This is a genomic window from Bradyrhizobium jicamae (genome assembly GCF_018130215.1).
Taxonomy (GTDB): domain Bacteria; phylum Pseudomonadota; class Alphaproteobacteria; order Rhizobiales; family Xanthobacteraceae; genus Bradyrhizobium; species Bradyrhizobium jicamae_A.
This window is the reverse complement of record NZ_JAFCKQ010000009.1, coordinates 18,929-35,554: the sequence shown is the minus strand read 5'-3', so window position 1 is coordinate 35,554 and position 16,626 is coordinate 18,929. Positions and strand designations below refer to the sequence as shown.

15 protein-coding genes and 1 pseudogene are annotated in these 16,626 nt (G+C 58.5%); 5 read left to right on the top strand and 11 right to left on the bottom strand.

Annotated features, from left to right (window positions below):
• Positions 1-135 precede the first annotated feature (135 nt).
• The 3 genes and pseudogenes from JQ586_RS13300 to JQ586_RS13290 form a co-directional block, all read right to left on the bottom strand.
• Positions 136-1,327, bottom strand: a pseudogene (locus tag JQ586_RS13300) (hypothetical protein); the annotation flags it as partial.
• A gap of 699 nt (positions 1,328-2,026) precedes the next feature.
• Complete coding sequence (locus JQ586_RS13295) at positions 2,027-2,269, bottom strand: hypothetical protein (RefSeq protein WP_212395022.1); 243 nt, start codon at positions 2,267-2,269, stop codon at positions 2,027-2,029.
• A 3-nt stretch (positions 2,270-2,272) separates the two neighbouring features.
• Positions 2,273-2,419, bottom strand: coding sequence for a hypothetical protein (locus JQ586_RS13290; RefSeq protein WP_212395021.1), 147 nt, complete (start codon positions 2,417-2,419; stop codon positions 2,273-2,275).
• Between the two features lie 662 nt (positions 2,420-3,081).
• On the opposite strand from JQ586_RS13290, the gene JQ586_RS13285 reads away from it, so the two are divergent.
• Positions 3,082-3,315: a hypothetical protein gene (locus JQ586_RS13285; protein WP_212395020.1), complete on the top strand. Its 234-nt coding sequence runs from the start codon at positions 3,082-3,084 to the stop codon at positions 3,313-3,315.
• 500 nt (positions 3,316-3,815) lie between these two features.
• Here JQ586_RS13285 and JQ586_RS13280 read toward each other — a convergent pair whose 3' ends face one another.
• Together JQ586_RS13280 and JQ586_RS13275 are read right to left on the bottom strand one after the other, a co-directional pair.
• A complete protein-coding gene (locus JQ586_RS13280) occupies positions 3,816-3,977 on the bottom strand; it encodes a Flp family type IVb pilin (RefSeq protein WP_212395019.1) in 162 nt (53 codons plus the stop codon).
• A 365-nt stretch (positions 3,978-4,342) separates the two neighbouring features.
• Positions 4,343-4,825 carry a hypothetical protein gene (locus tag JQ586_RS13275; protein WP_212395018.1) on the bottom strand — a complete coding sequence of 161 codons (483 nt, stop codon included), beginning with the start codon at positions 4,823-4,825 and terminating at the stop codon, positions 4,343-4,345.
• A 34-nt stretch (positions 4,826-4,859) separates the two neighbouring features.
• On the opposite strand from JQ586_RS13275, the gene JQ586_RS41120 reads away from it, so the two are divergent.
• From JQ586_RS41120 to JQ586_RS13265, 3 genes are all read left to right on the top strand, one after another.
• Entirely contained in the window at positions 4,860-4,988 is a 129-nt protein-coding gene (locus JQ586_RS41120; protein ID WP_283815443.1) for a hypothetical protein, read from the top strand.
• A 2,469-nt stretch (positions 4,989-7,457) separates the two neighbouring features.
• Positions 7,458-7,697 (top strand): hypothetical protein, encoded by a 240-nt coding sequence (locus JQ586_RS13270; protein ID WP_249147543.1) that lies wholly within the window; start codon positions 7,458-7,460, stop codon positions 7,695-7,697.
• A 269-nt stretch (positions 7,698-7,966) separates the two neighbouring features.
• Positions 7,967-8,257 (top strand): hypothetical protein, encoded by a 291-nt coding sequence (locus tag JQ586_RS13265; RefSeq protein WP_212395017.1) that lies wholly within the window; start codon positions 7,967-7,969, stop codon positions 8,255-8,257.
• A 675-nt stretch (positions 8,258-8,932) separates the two neighbouring features.
• On the opposite strand, the gene JQ586_RS13260 is transcribed toward JQ586_RS13265, so the two are convergent.
• From JQ586_RS13260 to JQ586_RS13245, 4 genes are all read right to left on the bottom strand, one after another.
• Positions 8,933-11,173 (bottom strand): NADP-dependent isocitrate dehydrogenase, encoded by a 2,241-nt coding sequence (locus tag JQ586_RS13260; protein WP_212395016.1) that lies wholly within the window; start codon positions 11,171-11,173, stop codon positions 8,933-8,935.
• A 659-nt stretch (positions 11,174-11,832) separates the two neighbouring features.
• Positions 11,833-12,603 (bottom strand): hypothetical protein, encoded by a 771-nt coding sequence (locus JQ586_RS13255; protein ID WP_212395015.1) that lies wholly within the window; start codon positions 12,601-12,603, stop codon positions 11,833-11,835.
• A gap of 51 nt (positions 12,604-12,654) precedes the next feature.
• Entirely contained in the window at positions 12,655-13,986 is a 1,332-nt protein-coding gene (locus JQ586_RS13250; RefSeq protein ID WP_212395014.1) for an adenylate/guanylate cyclase domain-containing protein, read from the bottom strand.
• A gap of 278 nt (positions 13,987-14,264) precedes the next feature.
• Complete coding sequence (locus tag JQ586_RS13245; RefSeq protein ID WP_212395013.1) at positions 14,265-14,591, bottom strand: DUF3303 domain-containing protein; 327 nt, start codon at positions 14,589-14,591, stop codon at positions 14,265-14,267.
• A 430-nt stretch (positions 14,592-15,021) separates the two neighbouring features.
• On the opposite strand from JQ586_RS13245, the gene JQ586_RS13240 reads away from it, so the two are divergent.
• Complete coding sequence (locus JQ586_RS13240; RefSeq protein ID WP_212395012.1) at positions 15,022-15,642, top strand: glutathione S-transferase family protein; 621 nt, start codon at positions 15,022-15,024, stop codon at positions 15,640-15,642.
• Here JQ586_RS13240 and JQ586_RS41515 read toward each other — a convergent pair.
• Positions 15,545-15,901 (bottom strand): SAM domain-containing protein, encoded by a 357-nt coding sequence (locus JQ586_RS41515; RefSeq protein ID WP_212395011.1) that lies wholly within the window; start codon positions 15,899-15,901, stop codon positions 15,545-15,547. The two genes, JQ586_RS13240 and JQ586_RS41515, sit on opposite strands and share 98 nt — an antisense overlap.
• A 322-nt stretch (positions 15,902-16,223) precedes the next feature.
• Positions 16,224-16,514, bottom strand: a complete 291-nt coding sequence (locus JQ586_RS13230) for a DUF1330 domain-containing protein (RefSeq protein ID WP_212395010.1) — start codon at positions 16,512-16,514, stop codon at positions 16,224-16,226.
• Between the last annotated feature and the right edge of the window lie 112 nt (positions 16,515-16,626).

The following is a 16,626-nucleotide window of genomic DNA, read 5'->3' as shown; positions in this document are numbered from 1 at the left end:
AAGCCGACATTACTTTCGATCGCATTCAGGGTTTCTGCTTCTTTTAAGTTCATTCCCTAAAGTTCGCGGACGCTCAAGTCACCCCGCTCGACTCGGTTGTTCAGCGCTCTCTGAGGCTCTCGTGTCGATAGCGAACAGCGGCGACAGGAGATAACTGATCACCGAGCGTGATCCAGTCTTGATCTCAACCGTGACCGCCATGCCCGGAGAGAGCTTGATCAGATTTTCTTCGATCTGCATTTCAGTTCGGTCGAGCGAAATCCGAGCAGCATACATTAGCTCTTGCCCCTTGGGTTCGCTTCCACCGCTCGGACCAGAGACGACCCTGCCATCCTCCTTCGTCTGCGGATCATCCTTAATGATTTCGTCTCGCGACAGACTGGTGACCTCCCCGTGCAGGAGTCCGTAACGAGTAAAGTCGAACGTATCGATCTTGATTGAGGCGCCCTGCCCTGACATGCAGGAACCCGATGTCTCGGTTCTTGACCATCGCCTCAATTTCGAGGCCACTGTCGGCCGGAACGACCGCTAGCAAGGACTGCGCAGCCGTCACCACGCCCCCCACAGAGTGGACGGCTAGTTGCTGCACAACGCCATCGACCGGCGAGATCAGGGACCGCAGTTCTGTCCTTTGAGTCGCCCTGACCACATCCTCGCGAAGCCCTGCCGCCTTTCGCTTAGCTTCAGTCAGCTCTCCGTACAGAGTTCGCTGGAATTCCGCTCTTGACTGCTGCTCCGATTCGATGAGAGCCGCCAGCGCTGCCTTTGCTTCGTCCGCCCGACTTCGCTGGACCAGCAGCTCCTGCTTAGTCTCAACAAAGGATTGCATGACTTCAAGGTAGTTCACCTTCGAGCCTATTTCGTGGTTATAGAGTTCGCGACGAATCTCGACCCGTTGATCAAGAATTGGAAGCATCGCCTCAAGCTTGTTGATTGATGCTGTCGCCGTTGCAAATTCTGCCTCCTTTTGTGCCCTCTGGCGCTCCAACGACGAGCATTTGGCACGCTGTTCTTCAAGTTGTCGATCGAGGAACTGGCGTTGCGTTGCGACCTCATCGGGGCTTGCCCCCGGCGGTGCCGCGAAAGTTCTTTGTGGATCGTCGCTCAGCGCGGCATTCAGCCGCGCCACATCGAGCTCGGCACTCATCAGATCACTCTGAAAATGCTTAAGCTCGGCTTTATTCATGGTGGGATCAAGTTCGATCAACACCTCGCCCGCCTTGACGGCTTGGCCGTCGCGAACGTGGATAGCGCGCACGACGCCGGTCTCGAACGGCTGAACGGGACCGAAAGCCTCACCCCATGCATCGGTCGTGTCGACCCGGATGACCGCGACCGTCTCGCCCGCTGACGCTGCAAATAGAAAGGCCCCGGGGCTTGGCCGGGGCCTTCCTTACCAACGCTCAGGCAGGGGCTGGAAGAATGCCTGATGTCAAGGACTTTAACTGCGATTGCTGAACGCCGTCTTGACGCTGCCGGGCCCTCCTCGCATGTAAAAGAAAAGGCCCCGACGCAGGGGGCGCGCCGAGGCCCTGAATAATCCAGCGGGGAAGTGACGGGGCAGACGAAGCCACCGCTGGATCGTGGGAGGCTAGGACCGGTTTGTTTCGGTCCTATGTCGTGGCCGCCCGAAAATTGTTTCGCGGCATGTAAAGAAAAGGCCCCGGGGCTGAATCCGGGGCCTTTCTTACTCAACGCTCGCGGGCCGGTCCTGGGGGCCGGTGGCCTGATCGTAGCCGCGATTGCTAAACGCAATCTTAGCAGAGGGGCTTCGTCGATAAGGCACCGCCGCCTTAGCAAATCAGCAACCCTATCGGCGCAGGCTTCTCGTGGGACGGGACCGATGGGGATACCGCACGGTCACGTTTCCGGAGAGGAGCTGGCGCAAGGCTAGGCCCCCCACAGCCGGCTCCTCTCACCATGAACGCAAGTCTTAGCGACGCTGCGCCCTGCCTGCCGCCTCAGCCGGCGAGCACGCGCCGCCAGCGCTGGCGGTTGCGCTTCCGGTGCGATCGCCGACGGCGCTTCATGTGCCGCCCTCGCCGAAGTCTGCCCTATACCGCTGCTCCAAGCTCTCCATCATGTCTCGCAGGTGAAACACGGCAAAGACCAGCTTGGGGTTCGTACCGTTATCGGTGTCGTTCATTAGGTCCGCCGCAATCCGAGCCATCTGAACGCAATCGCAGAGAGGGCCTTCCATTTCGCGATACGCCTCGGCGTACTTCTTGTCCCAGGGCCGTTTAACCGGCAGCGTGGTGATCTTCTCCATGGCTCAGCCCTCCGAACGCTTGCTGAGGATGGTTTCGATCGCCTCGGCGATTGTTGCCCTGAACTGGTAGTGCCAGCGGTCGGGTCCGAGCGTGTCTGTATTGGGCCATTCGTTTCCGGCGTCCTCGAACTCGTTCGCAAACCGGAGCACGGCAAGAACGCCAGCAACTGTGGTCGGCTGGGTTCTTGCGACCTGCCATCCCGCCTCCAATGTCTGCGGCTAGCGAGGCGCTGATATCCGTCCAAACTTCAATTGAGACATCAAGGAGCCGATCGGCGGCATGGGATTTCGATGAGCCTCCGTCTCTCCGGTCTCCTGATCAGGTCGCGCGGTGCGCGACGCGACCTTACGTCGCGCAGGCATTGGCCCAAATGCTTCTTGTTCAGGGACATACGCTGGACCAAATTGGCACAGTGCGGCGTCGTCGCGCCGTGCTCACTAGACTTGTCGGTAGAGAGGCCTCGATGCGCTTACGCCTCCGTGTCGAGGCCGTTCGCTATCTGGTCAAAGCAAAAACGCCGTCCGCTTAAATCTATCGCGGACGGCGGTTAGCTAGCCCCAGGAGGAAACGGCAAAATCCTGATGGGTATTTTCTTGCACGAACTGGGCCAAGGTTCATGTCCCCAAATCGATCTTGTGCCCGTATGATTCCGGTGCTCCGAAGGAGCCCGGGATAATGCCTAACCAGGGTCTAGGATCGAGGGAGTACTAACCTCTCCTGCGGCCCCGCGCTTGTCCCCCACATCACGGGGCCGCTTCCTTTTGGGGACGTGGCTGAAGTTGTCGGACCGACCGGCGCTTAGCGGTGCCTGATGGAAGACGACAACGACGAATTCTGGACCGACGAGCGGCGAATGCGGATTCGCGAAATGCTTGAACACGAAAACATCCGCAACGACCAACTCCGCTTTCATGTTTTCCCGGGAAAGCTGGAGCCGTCGTCACAGCGCAAGCCACCGCGGCGGCGGGCGTTTCTTTTCTGCCTTGTCCTCTTCGTCGGCGCCTGTCTCGTAATCGGATCGCTGTGCTTGTTTCTTGACTTTTGAGATGCCGTCCATGTGAGGAGGTTGTTCCGAGCAGGCATGACCAGAGCGATGAGCACGAGGATCGCGGGGGTATCTCGATCACGATCCCAGTGAATGCCCCTGAGCGCCCTTACTCCATGAACATGATAATCCCGATAATGACGAGAGGACTCAGCCCCAGCAGCACGATGCACGCGTACATTAGGTTGCCCATGGCTGCCCCTTTGCGCACAACCCGCTTGAAATACACGCGCACGGCGCTGGCCCTAGCCCCAGGAAGGTCGTGGCAAAAATCCTGACGCCTCTGTGTCCGCACAAAAAGGGCCAAGGTTCATGACGTTGACCCGTATGGTTACGGATCATCTACGGGAGCGACTCTACCATGCAGTTTGTGCCAGACGCACAAGGCCCAAATGGGACACTCCGGTGTTCTCCGACCGTGAACAACTTTCGGACCCATAAGAGATTTCAATAGTCGAGCGCCGCGGCCCCGCATGGACCCACCCTGGCACGCCGTCGATCTATTTCAACGAGGTGCTGATCGAGCTGAAGGTCGAGCTCAGTGCCGCGCCGACGCCGTTCACGGCGGCGATGATGGCGATGGCAATGCCGGTTGCGATCAGGCCGTATTCGATGGCGGTCGCCGCAGATTCGTCGTTCAGGAAGGCAACGCAGAGTTTCATGTGAGATGGCCTTACCAATGCAAATGGCTAGACACCCGCCCGTCCCGTTCCGAAACTCTGCCTGGGCAACTCTTACGGTTGCGTAAATCGGCAATCGAGAACTGCGACCTATCCTTCGCTATCTTTTGGCCGCCGAACGTTCAGGCGTCGCCGAATTAGCCAGGGCAAAAGAGTAAGGCCCGCCTCTTTGTTCTGTTTCGCTTCAACCTCCGCTCGATCCTCCAGCCGCGAGTTCGCAAAGGGCCGATCGGTGGCACGGGTATCGCGCCACTTAACTTAGAGCTTAGCCCTCGAGATCCCGCCAGCGTGGCCGCGCGACGCCGCCAAGCTTAAACCAGTCTCACGAGCTACTGTGCCGCTTTACGCTATTTGTCAGTCGTGACTTCTAGGCTATATCGATTGAAGCCTATTGGTCTGGCTTCCCACCTAACAGACTTTCCTGAAAGCGCCGCAAGTGTACCGGAAGCAAATTTGAAAAGCCCCTTGCCCGACCCCTCGCTCCCAGCTGGTTTGCCGTCTTTCATCACAACGGATCCCACGCCTTCAGTGATTTGGTTGACTGCGAGACCGCCGGGTGAACGCACGACGCCGGTTCCTCCCACATACGTTCCTTTCATTCCGTCCCATTCGCTTACCGAGGAAGCGCTGTAGGTTGCCCCCTTAAAGAGACCGTCCACACCAACGCAAGAGGATAGTAGGTCGACTAACCGGTGCCCTTCTTTATCCCCGACAGGTTGTTGGTTCACTTGTCCGACAATGCTGCATTCGTACCTACCGATCGGTTCGGCAATCGCTAGTCCGGTGCTCGAGAGAAAGGAAACAACGCAAAGGCTAACACGCAATTTCATTGAAGCCTCCTGAAAACTGTCGCTGGAAAGTGCAATGGATCATATCAAGAGTAACCAGATCGGTGTCAGCAACAGCGGCGAGCAGGCGTTGTCCTATATGAACAATCGCATCACCGCCAACGGCAACTCCGCAACGCTCACCACCATTCAGGGCGGGCAGTAGACTGTAAGGTGCATGTAAGCCTGGACTGGTACTAAACGTTGCTCTGTCAACCGGCTTCCATTTGGAGCGACAGAGCACCCCACGTCTAACGGCCTCGGTGCTGTGACGCGCTGAGGCCGTCTTTTTTTGATCTACGCCGGTGGCGTTTTGTTGGACCGGCATTTTTTATTATTGCTGAAGGTCAGTCTGCACTAGCCTGCCAGGTTCCACCGAGCGTAGACTTCAACTCCAACGCAGGAGTTGTGTCATGGGCAGTGACCTACTTGAGAGCGTTTGCATCGTGTTGCTCGGGTTCAGCCCGGTCGTCCTTGTCGGCTTCGCGCTTTTTGTCTGGTAGCCGGCGCACTTGGCCCGCGTCCAAACCGGGCCTGGCGGGTGGCCCCCGCAACGGCCTCCTCACCCCGAATAGTGGTTGCTGGGGTCGCTTGCCTACTTCGGCGCGATAAGTTTGCGTAGGCTGGTCGAGATCGGGTTGAAGGCAAAAAAATGAGTCCGGCCGAAATCTCTGCCTATCTGCTCATAGCGGGTGGCGTGGTGTGGGTTTCGGTGGGACTCGCTGGGCTTGTGCGGCGATCTAACCGGCGGGACGGGTCCTCAGACTGAACCATAATCTGCGCGTGGATGGATTGCGGCGCGATCCTGGGGCATGCCCCTCCCGTAACGTGACTGTAAGCAGCCAGTGACATGACGCGTGATCCTCGCGCCACCTAAAGCTACGCCCTCAGATCGTATTATCAAATACAAACGATCTAACCATTTGAGAACACGCCATTTTTGTCAGTCTGCTCAAGTGGCCCAGATGGATGCCGACAACAAACCGCCGCCCGCCGGAAAAATACGCACAACGGTTCGCTTCACGCACCCAGCAGCAAACTCACACTGAGGATGAGTGCGATAAAGGAGGCCGCTGCGCAGGACAGGAACGCGCACTCTACGCCGTTCAAACGATTCAACTGGTCCATGCTGCACCCGCAAAATCAGAGATTGGCACTGGGTCGGTAAATACAAAAAAATGAAAGTATCGCTGCCCTGACTGTCGAGCGATCATCTGGGCGAACTGAGGTCCGAAAAAGCGCTGTCCCCATAATCCCCGTTATACACAGGGTTGCGTTGATCAGGTGATGGCGGCCGGGGGAAGATCCCGACTTACGGTCTACTCCGTAATCGCCAAGTTGCGCGCGAAAATCTACGAGTTGGTGATTTGCCGGAACCGAGATCCAGCGGCACTGTCTGGACATGGACCTGTCCTACCTTAGCGGCAGCATAGTAATCGGCCTGTTTCTCCTTGCGTACCACCTGCACGGCTCGCTGTTCCGGGGGCACACCTTATGGCAGCAAAGGCTGGACGCGCGGCGGCGGCCGGCTTCGCGCTCAATCTTTGGCGATCTGACCGTGGAGCCTCTCGAAGGGCCAGATTCAATAACGCCGCAAAACCTTGATGCCGCGTGATCTCACGCCGATCTGACGCTATCGATCGAGTGCAAAGATCAAGCGCGCGCGATGATATCGCGCTCTGGCTTCGCCGCACCTGCATGCGAGACAGGCGATAACAGGTTGTGCATGGAGAGTTTTCAACGTTGATTGCGTCCAGAAGGCCAAAGCGTCTTTCAATTCTCGATCGTATGCTCTGTCACAGTCCGTGAAAGGTTATGAAAGGTTGGTGTCAGCCTGCGGTGCTACGCTTCGCGGCCAGGATTTTGCCACGACCTTCCTGGGGCTAGGGCCAACGCCGTCCGCGTGCGTTTCGAGCGGGCGGCGTTGCCGTGTACTCAGCACCCAATTGAAAGCGGCCCCAGCGCGGGGGACCGGTGCTGGGGCTGCGGGAGGAACGGATCAAATCTGAGGTCTAGACCCCAAGAGCAATTTCTTTCTCCGTGCCTACGTCGTGAAAAGCCGGCTCATGCAGACAATGAGCGCAACAAAGGACGCCGCTGCGAAGACAATGCAGGCGCGCTCTACGCCGTCCGTGCGATGCTGACTTAACATGATCACAGATTCCGCCCCGAGATCGATCGCGCACATTCACATACGCATGTCAGGGTGGGTGTCTCACGCAAAAGGAAACGGCCCCAGCGGGGCCATGCCGAGGCCGTTTCACCACACCGCCGCGAATGTCCGGGTTCGCATCTATCAGTGTCCAAATTGGGACGGCACCGTGAAGGATCTGCGCGGCATGAGCGTCCTGACCAAAGGCGAAGAAGTGAGATCCACTGCGATGCGTGCCCTGTTTTCGATCGTCGCGACCGCACTGGTGGTCAGCGGAACGATCTAAGTCCTCGACCATCTCGCGCATACCCATCAACAGAAATCACCCCATAAGGAGAGCCGCATCACAGGTGGCGATCCCATGTCTCGCCGCTGGCATGAGTAGTGCAGTTGACTTGCTGCTGGAGATATCGGTGTCCCAGTTCAGGATAAACGTCGCTAGGCAGTGCCTTTTTGAGACATGACCAACCCGGGGATCTATCGTTGAGCAGCAAAGCACCTCCGCCGGCCAGGTTTCTCGTTCGGAGGGGAAGCACCGACTGGATGGTTTATGATCGAGAGCGCAAGGGTCCCGCGCAGCTAAAAAAAGATGGCCGCTTCGCCCAAAATCTCACGAGAGAGCAGGCTGAACAGGTAAAGCAGGCGTTGACGGATGCCCTCAATATGCAGGCCGACGCAGGCTCGGTTTCTCAGCCATCGAAGCCTGGCAAGCCTCGGCAGTGATGGGAGCATTTAGGAAACTCGGAATTCGTTCTACTCACCCCATGAGCTACCCACAACGGGCCAGAGCCTCTGCTCCGATATTGCCTTCCTCCCGGACAAATTTCAGCTTTAGCGTGCTCGGCAGTCGTGCGGACTTGGCCGTAGCCCTCCAACCTCGACCAAGCGTATCGCCCGATAAGGGACCGCCGCTCCGCCCGCAGAGCAAGCGGCGGTCTCGCCCAGGATCTTTTGCGGTCCATTTGTTTGAGAAAAGCATCGGCGGAGGATAAGTGCCAAAAGAAACGCCGGAGAATCGGCTCGGGCGCTACGCCCGGCATGTGGAGCCGCACAATTTGATTGGCACCACCGAGAGCGAAGCAGTGACCAAAGCTACGGAAGCTCAAATCGACGACTGCATAAAGGCCGCTCGCGACCTTGTTGAGCGAGCAATGTACTACGGGTTATCCGAGGACGAAGCCTGGCGGCTAGCAAGCGCAATCGCCGTAAAGGCAAGAGACGAGGTCGTGCGCAAAAAGCGATCGAAGTTTAAGGTCATAATTGGCGGGCGCGAATGGTCGTGAGGTATATCAAGGAGCGCACCGCAGCGAGACGCAAAGGCGACGGTCCCGCTTAGGGACCGCAAGTCTTCCACACCCACGACGCTTGGCCTCACAGGCCCAGCCGGTCCCGTCTATCGCACGTAGAATGCGGGCCACGGTCGCGTTGAATTTTGTGTTTTCCAATCGACCGTTTGGGAGCTTTAACGTCCGCGAAGCGTTAACCCGGCCACATCGGGCAGGACCGCGAACCCGGAGGTCGGGTCATGTCTATTGTCCCTCTGGACATCGAAAGGAAGTGCGAACAGCGGTGGGCTGCCAGGCGCGTGCAGCCGGTTCTGCGGGCGGCGCCTGAAAGGCATGGGCCCAAAAGCCAGGGTGAACAACCTGCCGTATCAGTCAAAGCCGAGGAAGCGGCGCAGAAGCCTCAGCCCATGGCGTGAACGCAGGGCCGAGGCCCGCGCTCCGCCTTTTGCTTGTGTCAGTCCCGCACGCGATCGTCTTGTCGACCCGGATGACCGGCCGCGGCCATCCCGCCCAAACTGAACTGGATCCCGATCGTCGCGGCACGAGCCTGGCTCACAATCGAGGACGCGGTTCAGTCGGTCGTCATGCTCAATCTAGGCGCGTTCAGCGGTTGCCTCGTCATCGGATGGCTCGCCGACCGCTGGCCAGGCCCGCGGTGCCCCCCGCAGCGCCCTATGAGCCTCCCATTCGCGTCAGTGTTGCGTTGAACGTAGCGCTTGGGCGCATCACCGCCTCGCATTTCGCTGGATCGGGCAGGTAATAGCCGCCGATGTCCACGGGGTTGGCCTGGACGGCCGCAAGTTCAGCGACAATCTTCTCTTCGTTGCGGGCGAGCGTCTCAGCCAGCGGACCGAACAGCGCCTGCAGGGCCGGATCCTCCGACTGACTAGCAAGCTCCTGAGCCCAGTACATCGCCAGGTAGAACTGGCTGCCCCGATTGTCCAATTCGCCAGTCCGCGGCGATGGCGACTTCCTGTTGTCCAGCAGCTTGCCTGTCGCGGCATCGAGCGTCCTGGCCAACAGCTTCGCCTTCTGATTGCTGGTCTTCAGGCCAAGGTCTTCGAGGGAGACGGCCAACGCCAAAAATTCACCCAGCGAATCCCAACGGAGGTGGTTCTCCTCGGCCAGTTGCTGCACGTGCTTGGGTGCAGAGCCGCCAGCGCCGGTTTCATACATGCCACCGCCCGCCATTAGCGGCACGATGGACAGCATCTTGGCCGAGGTGCCCAGCTCCATGATGGGGAACAGGTCCGTCAGATAGTCGCGCAGGATGTTGCCGGTGGCACTGATCGTGTCGAGGCCGCGAATGACGCGCTCCAGCGTATAGCGCATGGCGCGCACCTGGCTCATGATCTGGATGTCGAGGCCGGTGGTGTCGTGCTCATGCAGGTACATCTTGACCTTCGTGATGAGCTGCGCCTCGTGCGGACGATACGGGTCGAGCCAGAACAGGACCGGCATACCGGAGTTGCGGGCACGGTTGACGGCGAGCTTGACCCAGTCCCGGATCGCCGCGTCCTTGACCTGGCACATCCGCCAGATGTCCCCCTGTTCGACGTTCTGGCTGAGCAGCACTTCGCCGGTGGCAAGATCGCTGATGTTGGCCACGCCGTCCTCGGGGATCTCAAACGTCTTGTCGTGCGAGCCGTATTCCTCGGCCTGCTGAGCCATCAAACCAACGTTGGGCACGGTGCCCATGGTCTTCGGATCGAACGCGCCGTGCCATTTACAGAAGTTGATCATCTCTTGATAGATGCGGGCAAAGGTGCTTTCCGGCATCACGGCCTTGACGTCCTTCAGGCGCCCGTCGGCCCCCCACATCTTGCCGCCATTGCGGATCATGGCCGGCATGGATGCGTCGACGATGACGTCATTGGGCGAATGGAAGTTGGTGATGCCCTTGGTCGAGTCGACCATCGCAAGCTCAGGCCGATGCTCATGGCACGCATGCAGGTCGCGCTTGATCTCGTCCTGCTTGCTCTCTGGCAGGCTCGCGATCTTGTTGTACAAGTCGACCATACCGTTGTTGACGTTCACCCCTATCTCGTCGAACAATTGGCCGTGCTTGGCGAAGGCATCGCGATAGAAGATCTTCACGCAGTGGCCGAACACAATTGGATGAGACACCTTCATCATGGTGGCCTTCACGTGCAGCGAGAACATCACACCAGTCTTGTGCGCGTCCTCAATCTGTTGCTCGTAGAATTCCAGGAGCACCTTCTTGCTCATGAACATCGAATCGATCACCTCGCGCTCTTGCAACGTCACCTTGGGCTTGAGCACAACCGTCTTTCCACTGTTGGTAATCAGCTCCATCTTCACGTCGCGCGCCTTGTCCAGCGTCATGGATTTTTCGCCGTGGTAAAAGTCGCCATGGTGCATGTGCGAGACGTGTGAACGCGAGGCTTGGCTCCATTCGGCCATGGTGTGCGGATTCTTGCGCGCATAGTTCTTCACCGCCAGCGGCGCGCGGCGATCGGAATTGCCCTCGCGCAGCACCGGGTTTACTGCGCTGCCGGTGCATTTGGCGTAACGTGCTCGGATCGCCTTCTGTTCGTCCGACGTGGGGTTCTCGGGATAGTCCGGGATATTGTACCCCTTACCCTTGAGCTCCTTGATCGCCGCCATCAACTGCGCCACCGAAGCGCTGATATTTGGCAGTTTGATAATGTTGGTGCCGGGTAACAGCGTCAGCCGGCCCAACTCGGCCAGGTTGTCAGGCACACGCTGCTCTTCGGTCAGGAATTCGGGAAATTCACCGAGGATCCTAGCTGCTACCGAGATATCGCTGGTAGCAACGTTGATCCCGGCCGCCGTCGCGAATACCCGCACGATCGGCAAGAACGCTACCGTCGCGAGCGCCGGGGCTTCATCGGTCAGCGTGTAGATGATGGTGGGCCGTGTGGTGCTCATACGCGGGCTTCCTTAGCGTGGCGGGGTTTTAGATAGCGCAACAGCCTCCGATGCGGCCGGATGCACCGGTGCTGAAGCTATATGTCATTTTGGACAATGCGGTAATTGACGGCCTGCTCTCTGTCCTATCGACACATTCGATACAGCAGCAAAATCTGGCACCTGTGGTGAACTTCGGCAACTGATTTATGCCCAGGATCCGCCGGCGAGAAGCAGCGACATGAACGACACTGCGGACACGGCAAGGATCCCGGAAGCAGCGACGGAGGCATGAGTGCTGAGCCGCGATTTTGGTAGCATCACCCATTGGGCACTGCGAGCCAACGGGAGCGAATGGTCACTCCGATCCTCCACGGCGTTTGCGCTTGATGCCGCTGCGGCACAAACGCGCAATGATCGATTGGCCGCCCCTAACCAAGAGGAGCCATGATGGCAAAGACAGTAACGAAAAAACGCGTCAAACGGCGGTAATGGACTAAGAACGACGTCAAGGAGCTGAAGGCACACTCGAAGGCAAGGACACCGGTTGCCAGGGCTGCTTTGCTGCTCGACCGTCTTGGTCGCAACGAACGCTCTGTTCGATCCCCCCTTCCGCCCGGGCTTGCAGCGCGGCCGGTTAATCCCTTGAAACTGAAGATGTTGGATCGCTCTTGCGCTGGTCACCGTTGCGAATCGAAAATTCTGCCGTAGCCGGTGACGGTGATACGCTTTTTCGAAACGCGCAGGGCATGCCAAAATGCCACCTGATTTGCCGTCAACACGGGCCGCGAAAGGTCCCGTTCCAGAGCGTGAATGGTCGCCACAGCGCGAAATCCATTACCTCCAATGAATACCGCGTCAGCATTCACCGGCGTATGCCGTCTGACCCATTCATAAACTTCGGCAGGTTCAATCGCCTGCTGATTTGATGGCAGCCCGGCGGGGCCGTGATAAACGACCTCAAATCCCAGCCCTTCAAAGTAACTGGCGCCTTGCCCGCTCAGCTCTGCAGAGAACCAGGGGGGGTTGATCAGGGCGAGCGCCTTGACACCCAGCACAGTCAGCGCCTCGGCAGCAGCTGCACACGGTACGACCACGGGAACACCGCGCGTGCGTGTTTCCAGGCGGCGCATCAGGACGGCATCGTCGGCCGCGCCCCGCACATAGCTGCTACTGGTAAAGCCGTAGACAATTGCATCCAACGGGGCCGCCGCCAGCAGCTCGGCTGCATCGTCAACCTCCGGCGGATCGGCGAAAGCGCGTACAGGACCAGCTGCAATCGTTGGATCCATGATGCCACCTGGAGAGTAGACGCCGAGTAGCACCCGCGTTGCATGAATCGAGACGCCTTCCGGCGCCATAGCGCGGAATTCGGACTCCGGACAAATGTCTGCGTGCGGAGTCAGCAGGCCTATTCGCGCCTGCCAACCCCATCCGTCCGGCTGCCACATGGGTAGTCTCCCTTCTCGTGCGACAAGCGTTACGCTTGGGCAGTTGGCGCGCTACGCTACGGACTTCACTCTGAAGAGCTCCCACTTCTCTTGCAATCCCTTCAGAATGTGCTCGCCGGCCGCTTCGAGTTCGATGCCTGATCCGGCTATCAGGTCCTTCACGGTTCGGGAGACAACAACTCCGCCTGGGGGTGCCGTATCCATGATGCGCGCGGCAAGATGAACGGCGATCCCATGCACGTCAGTATCGCTGCGCTCCACTTCTCCAGCATGCAGTCCCGCCCGGACATGAATGCCAAGGGGTGCCATCGCTTCCGTGATCGCCACGGCACAACGGATGGCGCGCGCCGGACCGTCGAACTCGGCCAGGAACCCGTCGCCAGTCGATTTCACTTCGTTACCGCGAAACCGCAGGATCTCCCGCCGGACGGTTGCATCATGAGCTTGGAGCAGCTCCCGCCAACTTCTGTCGCCGAGCTTATGGGCGCGCTCGGTTGAGCCGACAATATCCGTGAATAGGATAGTCGCCAGGACTCGCCTCGAACTCACGGTGTTTCGCGTGTCGCCGCCCGGCGTCACGATGAAATCGAGGATCGTATCGGCAATCTGCATCGCATTTTCCCCGAACCAGCACATATGGTCGGCCCCTTCCAACTCGACCAGAGCCGCGTGCGGAACGTTCTTCGCCAAGAACCGTCCGGCCTGGATGCTGACGGTCGGATCCTCAGTTCGGTGCAGCACGAGAGTAGGGACGCGAAGCGTTGGAAGGATGCCGTCAATGTTGATGCCGCTGTTCAACCGCATCAGGCTCGCCACAGCGGATGGACTGCCGCCCAGCCTTTCCCACCGCCCCCACCACTTCTTGAATTCAACGTTGTCTTTTTTCGAGGGGGCAAACGCTGCGAAGCTCTCGCCGGTCCCCCATGAGGTCTCGACGTAGTTAAGGAACGCCTCAAACTTCTGCTTGGTCGGGAACCAGTCCGAAAATCGTGCAAAAGCACCGTAGAGGACGAGCGCCGAACAGCGCTCGGGATGAACCGCGGCAAGGAGCACGGCCAGCGATCCGCCCTCGGAAAAACCCATGACGGCCGCACGCCGCACTCCCACGGCATCCATCACGGCTCGTGCATCTTCCATGCGCTGTTCAAGGCTGGGTAACTGGCCGAGCCGATCAGAAAGACCCGTACCGCGCTTATCGAATATTATGACTCGTGCGCGGCCTGCCAAATAGCTCAGCCAGTTGGCTGCTTCGGGCCAGTCCCAATAGTGTTCAATATTCGAGATGAAGCCAGGGATGATGACTAAATCAACAGGACCACTTCCAAAGACTTGGTAGGCGATGTGAACTCCGCCACTTTTCGCATAGCGAATCTCAGGCACCATGGCACGTCCTCGCTATCTTGCCGGAACGCGATAAACTCGTTCTTCAGACAATAGCCGAATGATTGGACCTTCGCGATTCCAGATCGCTGAACGGAGGACAAGGTCACACTCGGAAGCACAGAACCTGCAACCGTGACAGTCCGGTTCACCCCCTACACCAGACATTCGGCAGGCGCCTGTCACGACGGAAACGGCTATGAAAGGACCTTACTCATGTTATCACGCCCTTGGCAGGATCAGAAAAAGGCGCCCCGATTACCTTATCGGGGCGCGTCGTATCAGCTCTTGGACGCACTCTGCGCCCACGCGAGCGAACTCGCGATTATCGGCACCGACTCGCCAATATCGATGACAGGAACAACACTGATGTCATTCCAGAAGTTGTACTTCGAAACAAACGTGGTAATGATCTTGGGATCGTTGGCTTCTACCAAGACATAACCACCCCGTCCGCTCAAGTTTGCGACGAAGGCGTGGATCGTCAAACCCTTCTCTTCGTCTGGCTTCCATCTACTGAACGCGGTGAGAAGAGACTGCGACCCGGCAAAGTTTTGGTCATGGGAAAGACCTGCTGTGCGTACAGTGTACTCGAGCATGTATTTCATGTTTCCTCCAAAGACCTGAACAAGCCTTTTGCCAGTAAGTTTGTCAGGATATTCGGCGATTGATCTAAATCAATGGAAGCCAAGCAAATACTGATGGCGTTGGCGCATCGGACCGGGAATACGCAACGGTCGCGATGAGCGCCGGAGCAATACGGAATGCTGTCGAGCTTTCGCGGGAGTTGTCGTTTGCCGCATTATAGCGCTCCAGCTCGTGAACCGGCGTCCACTTCGGTCGGCGTGCGATGTCGAGAGCGACGGTTTGGTAGGTCTCGCAGCCAACACAATTGACCTCGAGGTAGCGGTATCCGGCGTTCAGGGCATCGCATCGCCTTGACCCATAACGCCTCGGAAGTGATGGCTGGGTCGCTCATGCACTGATAGGATCGATTTCTTCAGGTAGGGACCCTCGGCCTTCATGCCAGAGTTTTCGATGAAGCTGTATGTCACGTTCACCTCACCCTACGCGCGGCTGGCACGCATTCTCGTGCTGGAAAAGGCGCTTGAGGATCGCGTAGAGATCATCGCGGCAAAAACGCGTGCCGTTGACAGTCCTTACTATCAAGTCAATCCATCTGGGCGCGTACCGTATCTTATCGATGATTCAGGCGTTGGCATGGAGGATAGCCAACTCATCTGTGCCTATCTTGACAACCTGGACGGTAAGCCTCGTTTTCACGACCCCCGCCGCCAAACGGACTGGGCTTACCAACGGCTTGAGTTCGCGGCGCGCAACATGTGCGAAGGGATCTGCGTGTGGGTACGTGAAATGGCTCGACCCGCAGGCGAGCGTTCGCCGACTACTTTGGCGCATGAGGTAGCCCGAGCCCAACGCATGGCCGATGTATTTGAGGGACGAATGGCCGACCCGGTGATCCTAGGAGCGCCAAACATGGCCCAGTTGATTCTCGCCGTGGCTCTTGATGTTGCGCGTAAACGCGGGCTTGGCGATCTCACTACCGGCCGCCAGCAACTCGCCAATTGGATGAATTCCCTGTCCGCGCTGCCTTCGATGCAGAAGACGGCTCCATCGAGCCATCGAATGCAACCTTGATGTCTGCATTTGGGGCATCCACACCGGGATCACGCTTGCCGGAGCCCGACGCCGCCGCTGCATTGGAGGGTCTACTTTCTTCGCGCAGCGCAGTGATAGCCTCGAGGAGGATGCGGCGATGGCCGACAGGGCCAACACCAATCTCCTTCAAGTTCTCCTGCGTGAGTCTTGGAAGGACCTGTTCGTTTATTTCGTTCTCGCGGAAGGCAGCCTCATACTGTCCGAGACCAAGGCTCCTCAGCCAATCTCCAATATCCATGGTGGTGCCCTTAGCTCGCGCGGGCATGATCGCGTAACCAACACTGTCTAGAGAACTACTGATGATCCGAATGCCACCTCAAGTGGCCCGAGATCATCCGCTCCCCCAATATCTGGACGATTTGCGCAGCCGGCGGACGCCCGCGTTAGTCGGCACATGGGCACCAAATCACGCGAGCATCTATTCGGCGCTACCGTCCGGCACCTCGCCGAACGGGCCACGGATGCGCGCAGAGAGGCCGACGCCATAGCCTGCCAAGCCTGGACCGCCCGCATGCAAAACGACGCCTCAGATGACCCAACTGAGCGACGGCCTCTCCGGATCAGGCCCCTATCAGACAGGCCGCACGCGTTATCGCGTTGGCATGCCGGATCGGCACAATCGCCTGATATTCGGAGCAATTATACCAAGCCATCACTTGTTCTGGACTGTCAAACTCGATGACGATGACACGGTTGGCGAATCCTCCGCCCTCGATCGCCTGGGGCTGGCCACCTCGTACCAGAAAGCGTCCGCCAAACTTTTCGACGGTCGGAAGCACTCGCGTGCGATAAGCTTCGTAAGCTTCTGTGTTTGCAACGTCGACTTCACTCAGAAAATAGCCCTTTGGCATGTCGCCCTCCCTTCTCCTGGAGCCTCAAATTCTAGCATAGCGGTCGGACTGACGGCCGCCGGCGGGTTTGACCCCCGCTGCGGACATCGGCCCAATCGACAGCTAATAGCAC

Bases quoted from the DNA above. Each gene is read 5' to 3' on its own strand.
- JQ586_RS13285 (WP_212395020.1), top strand. From the start codon at position 3,082: ATGGAAGACGACAACGACGAATTCTGGACCGACGAGCGGCGAATGCGG.
- JQ586_RS13295 (WP_212395022.1), bottom strand. From the start codon at position 2,269: ATGGAGAAGATCACCACGCTGCCGGTTAAACGGCCCTGGGACAAGAAG.
- JQ586_RS41120 (WP_283815443.1), top strand. From the start codon at position 4,860: ATGGATCATATCAAGAGTAACCAGATCGGTGTCAGCAACAGCGGCGAG.
- JQ586_RS41515 (WP_212395011.1), bottom strand. From the start codon at position 15,901: ATGGATATTGGAGATTGGCTGAGGAGCCTTGGTCTCGGACAGTATGAG.
- JQ586_RS13240 (WP_212395012.1), top strand. From the start codon at position 15,022: ATGAAGCTGTATGTCACGTTCACCTCACCCTACGCGCGGCTGGCACGC.
- JQ586_RS13280 (WP_212395019.1), bottom strand. From the start codon at position 3,977: ATGAAACTCTGCGTTGCCTTCCTGAACGACGAATCTGCGGCGACCGCC.
- JQ586_RS13245 (WP_212395013.1), bottom strand. From the start codon at position 14,591: ATGAAATACATGCTCGAGTACACTGTACGCACAGCAGGTCTTTCCCAT.
- JQ586_RS13260 (WP_212395016.1), bottom strand. From the start codon at position 11,173: ATGAGCACCACACGGCCCACCATCATCTACACGCTGACCGATGAAGCC.
- JQ586_RS13275 (WP_212395018.1), bottom strand. From the start codon at position 4,825: ATGAAATTGCGTGTTAGCCTTTGCGTTGTTTCCTTTCTCTCGAGCACC.
- JQ586_RS13250 (WP_212395014.1), bottom strand. From the start codon at position 13,986: ATGGTGCCTGAGATTCGCTATGCGAAAAGTGGCGGAGTTCACATCGCC.
- JQ586_RS13255 (WP_212395015.1), bottom strand. From the start codon at position 12,603: ATGTGGCAGCCGGACGGATGGGGTTGGCAGGCGCGAATAGGCCTGCTG.
- JQ586_RS13230 (WP_212395010.1), bottom strand. From the start codon at position 16,514: ATGCCAAAGGGCTATTTTCTGAGTGAAGTCGACGTTGCAAACACAGAA.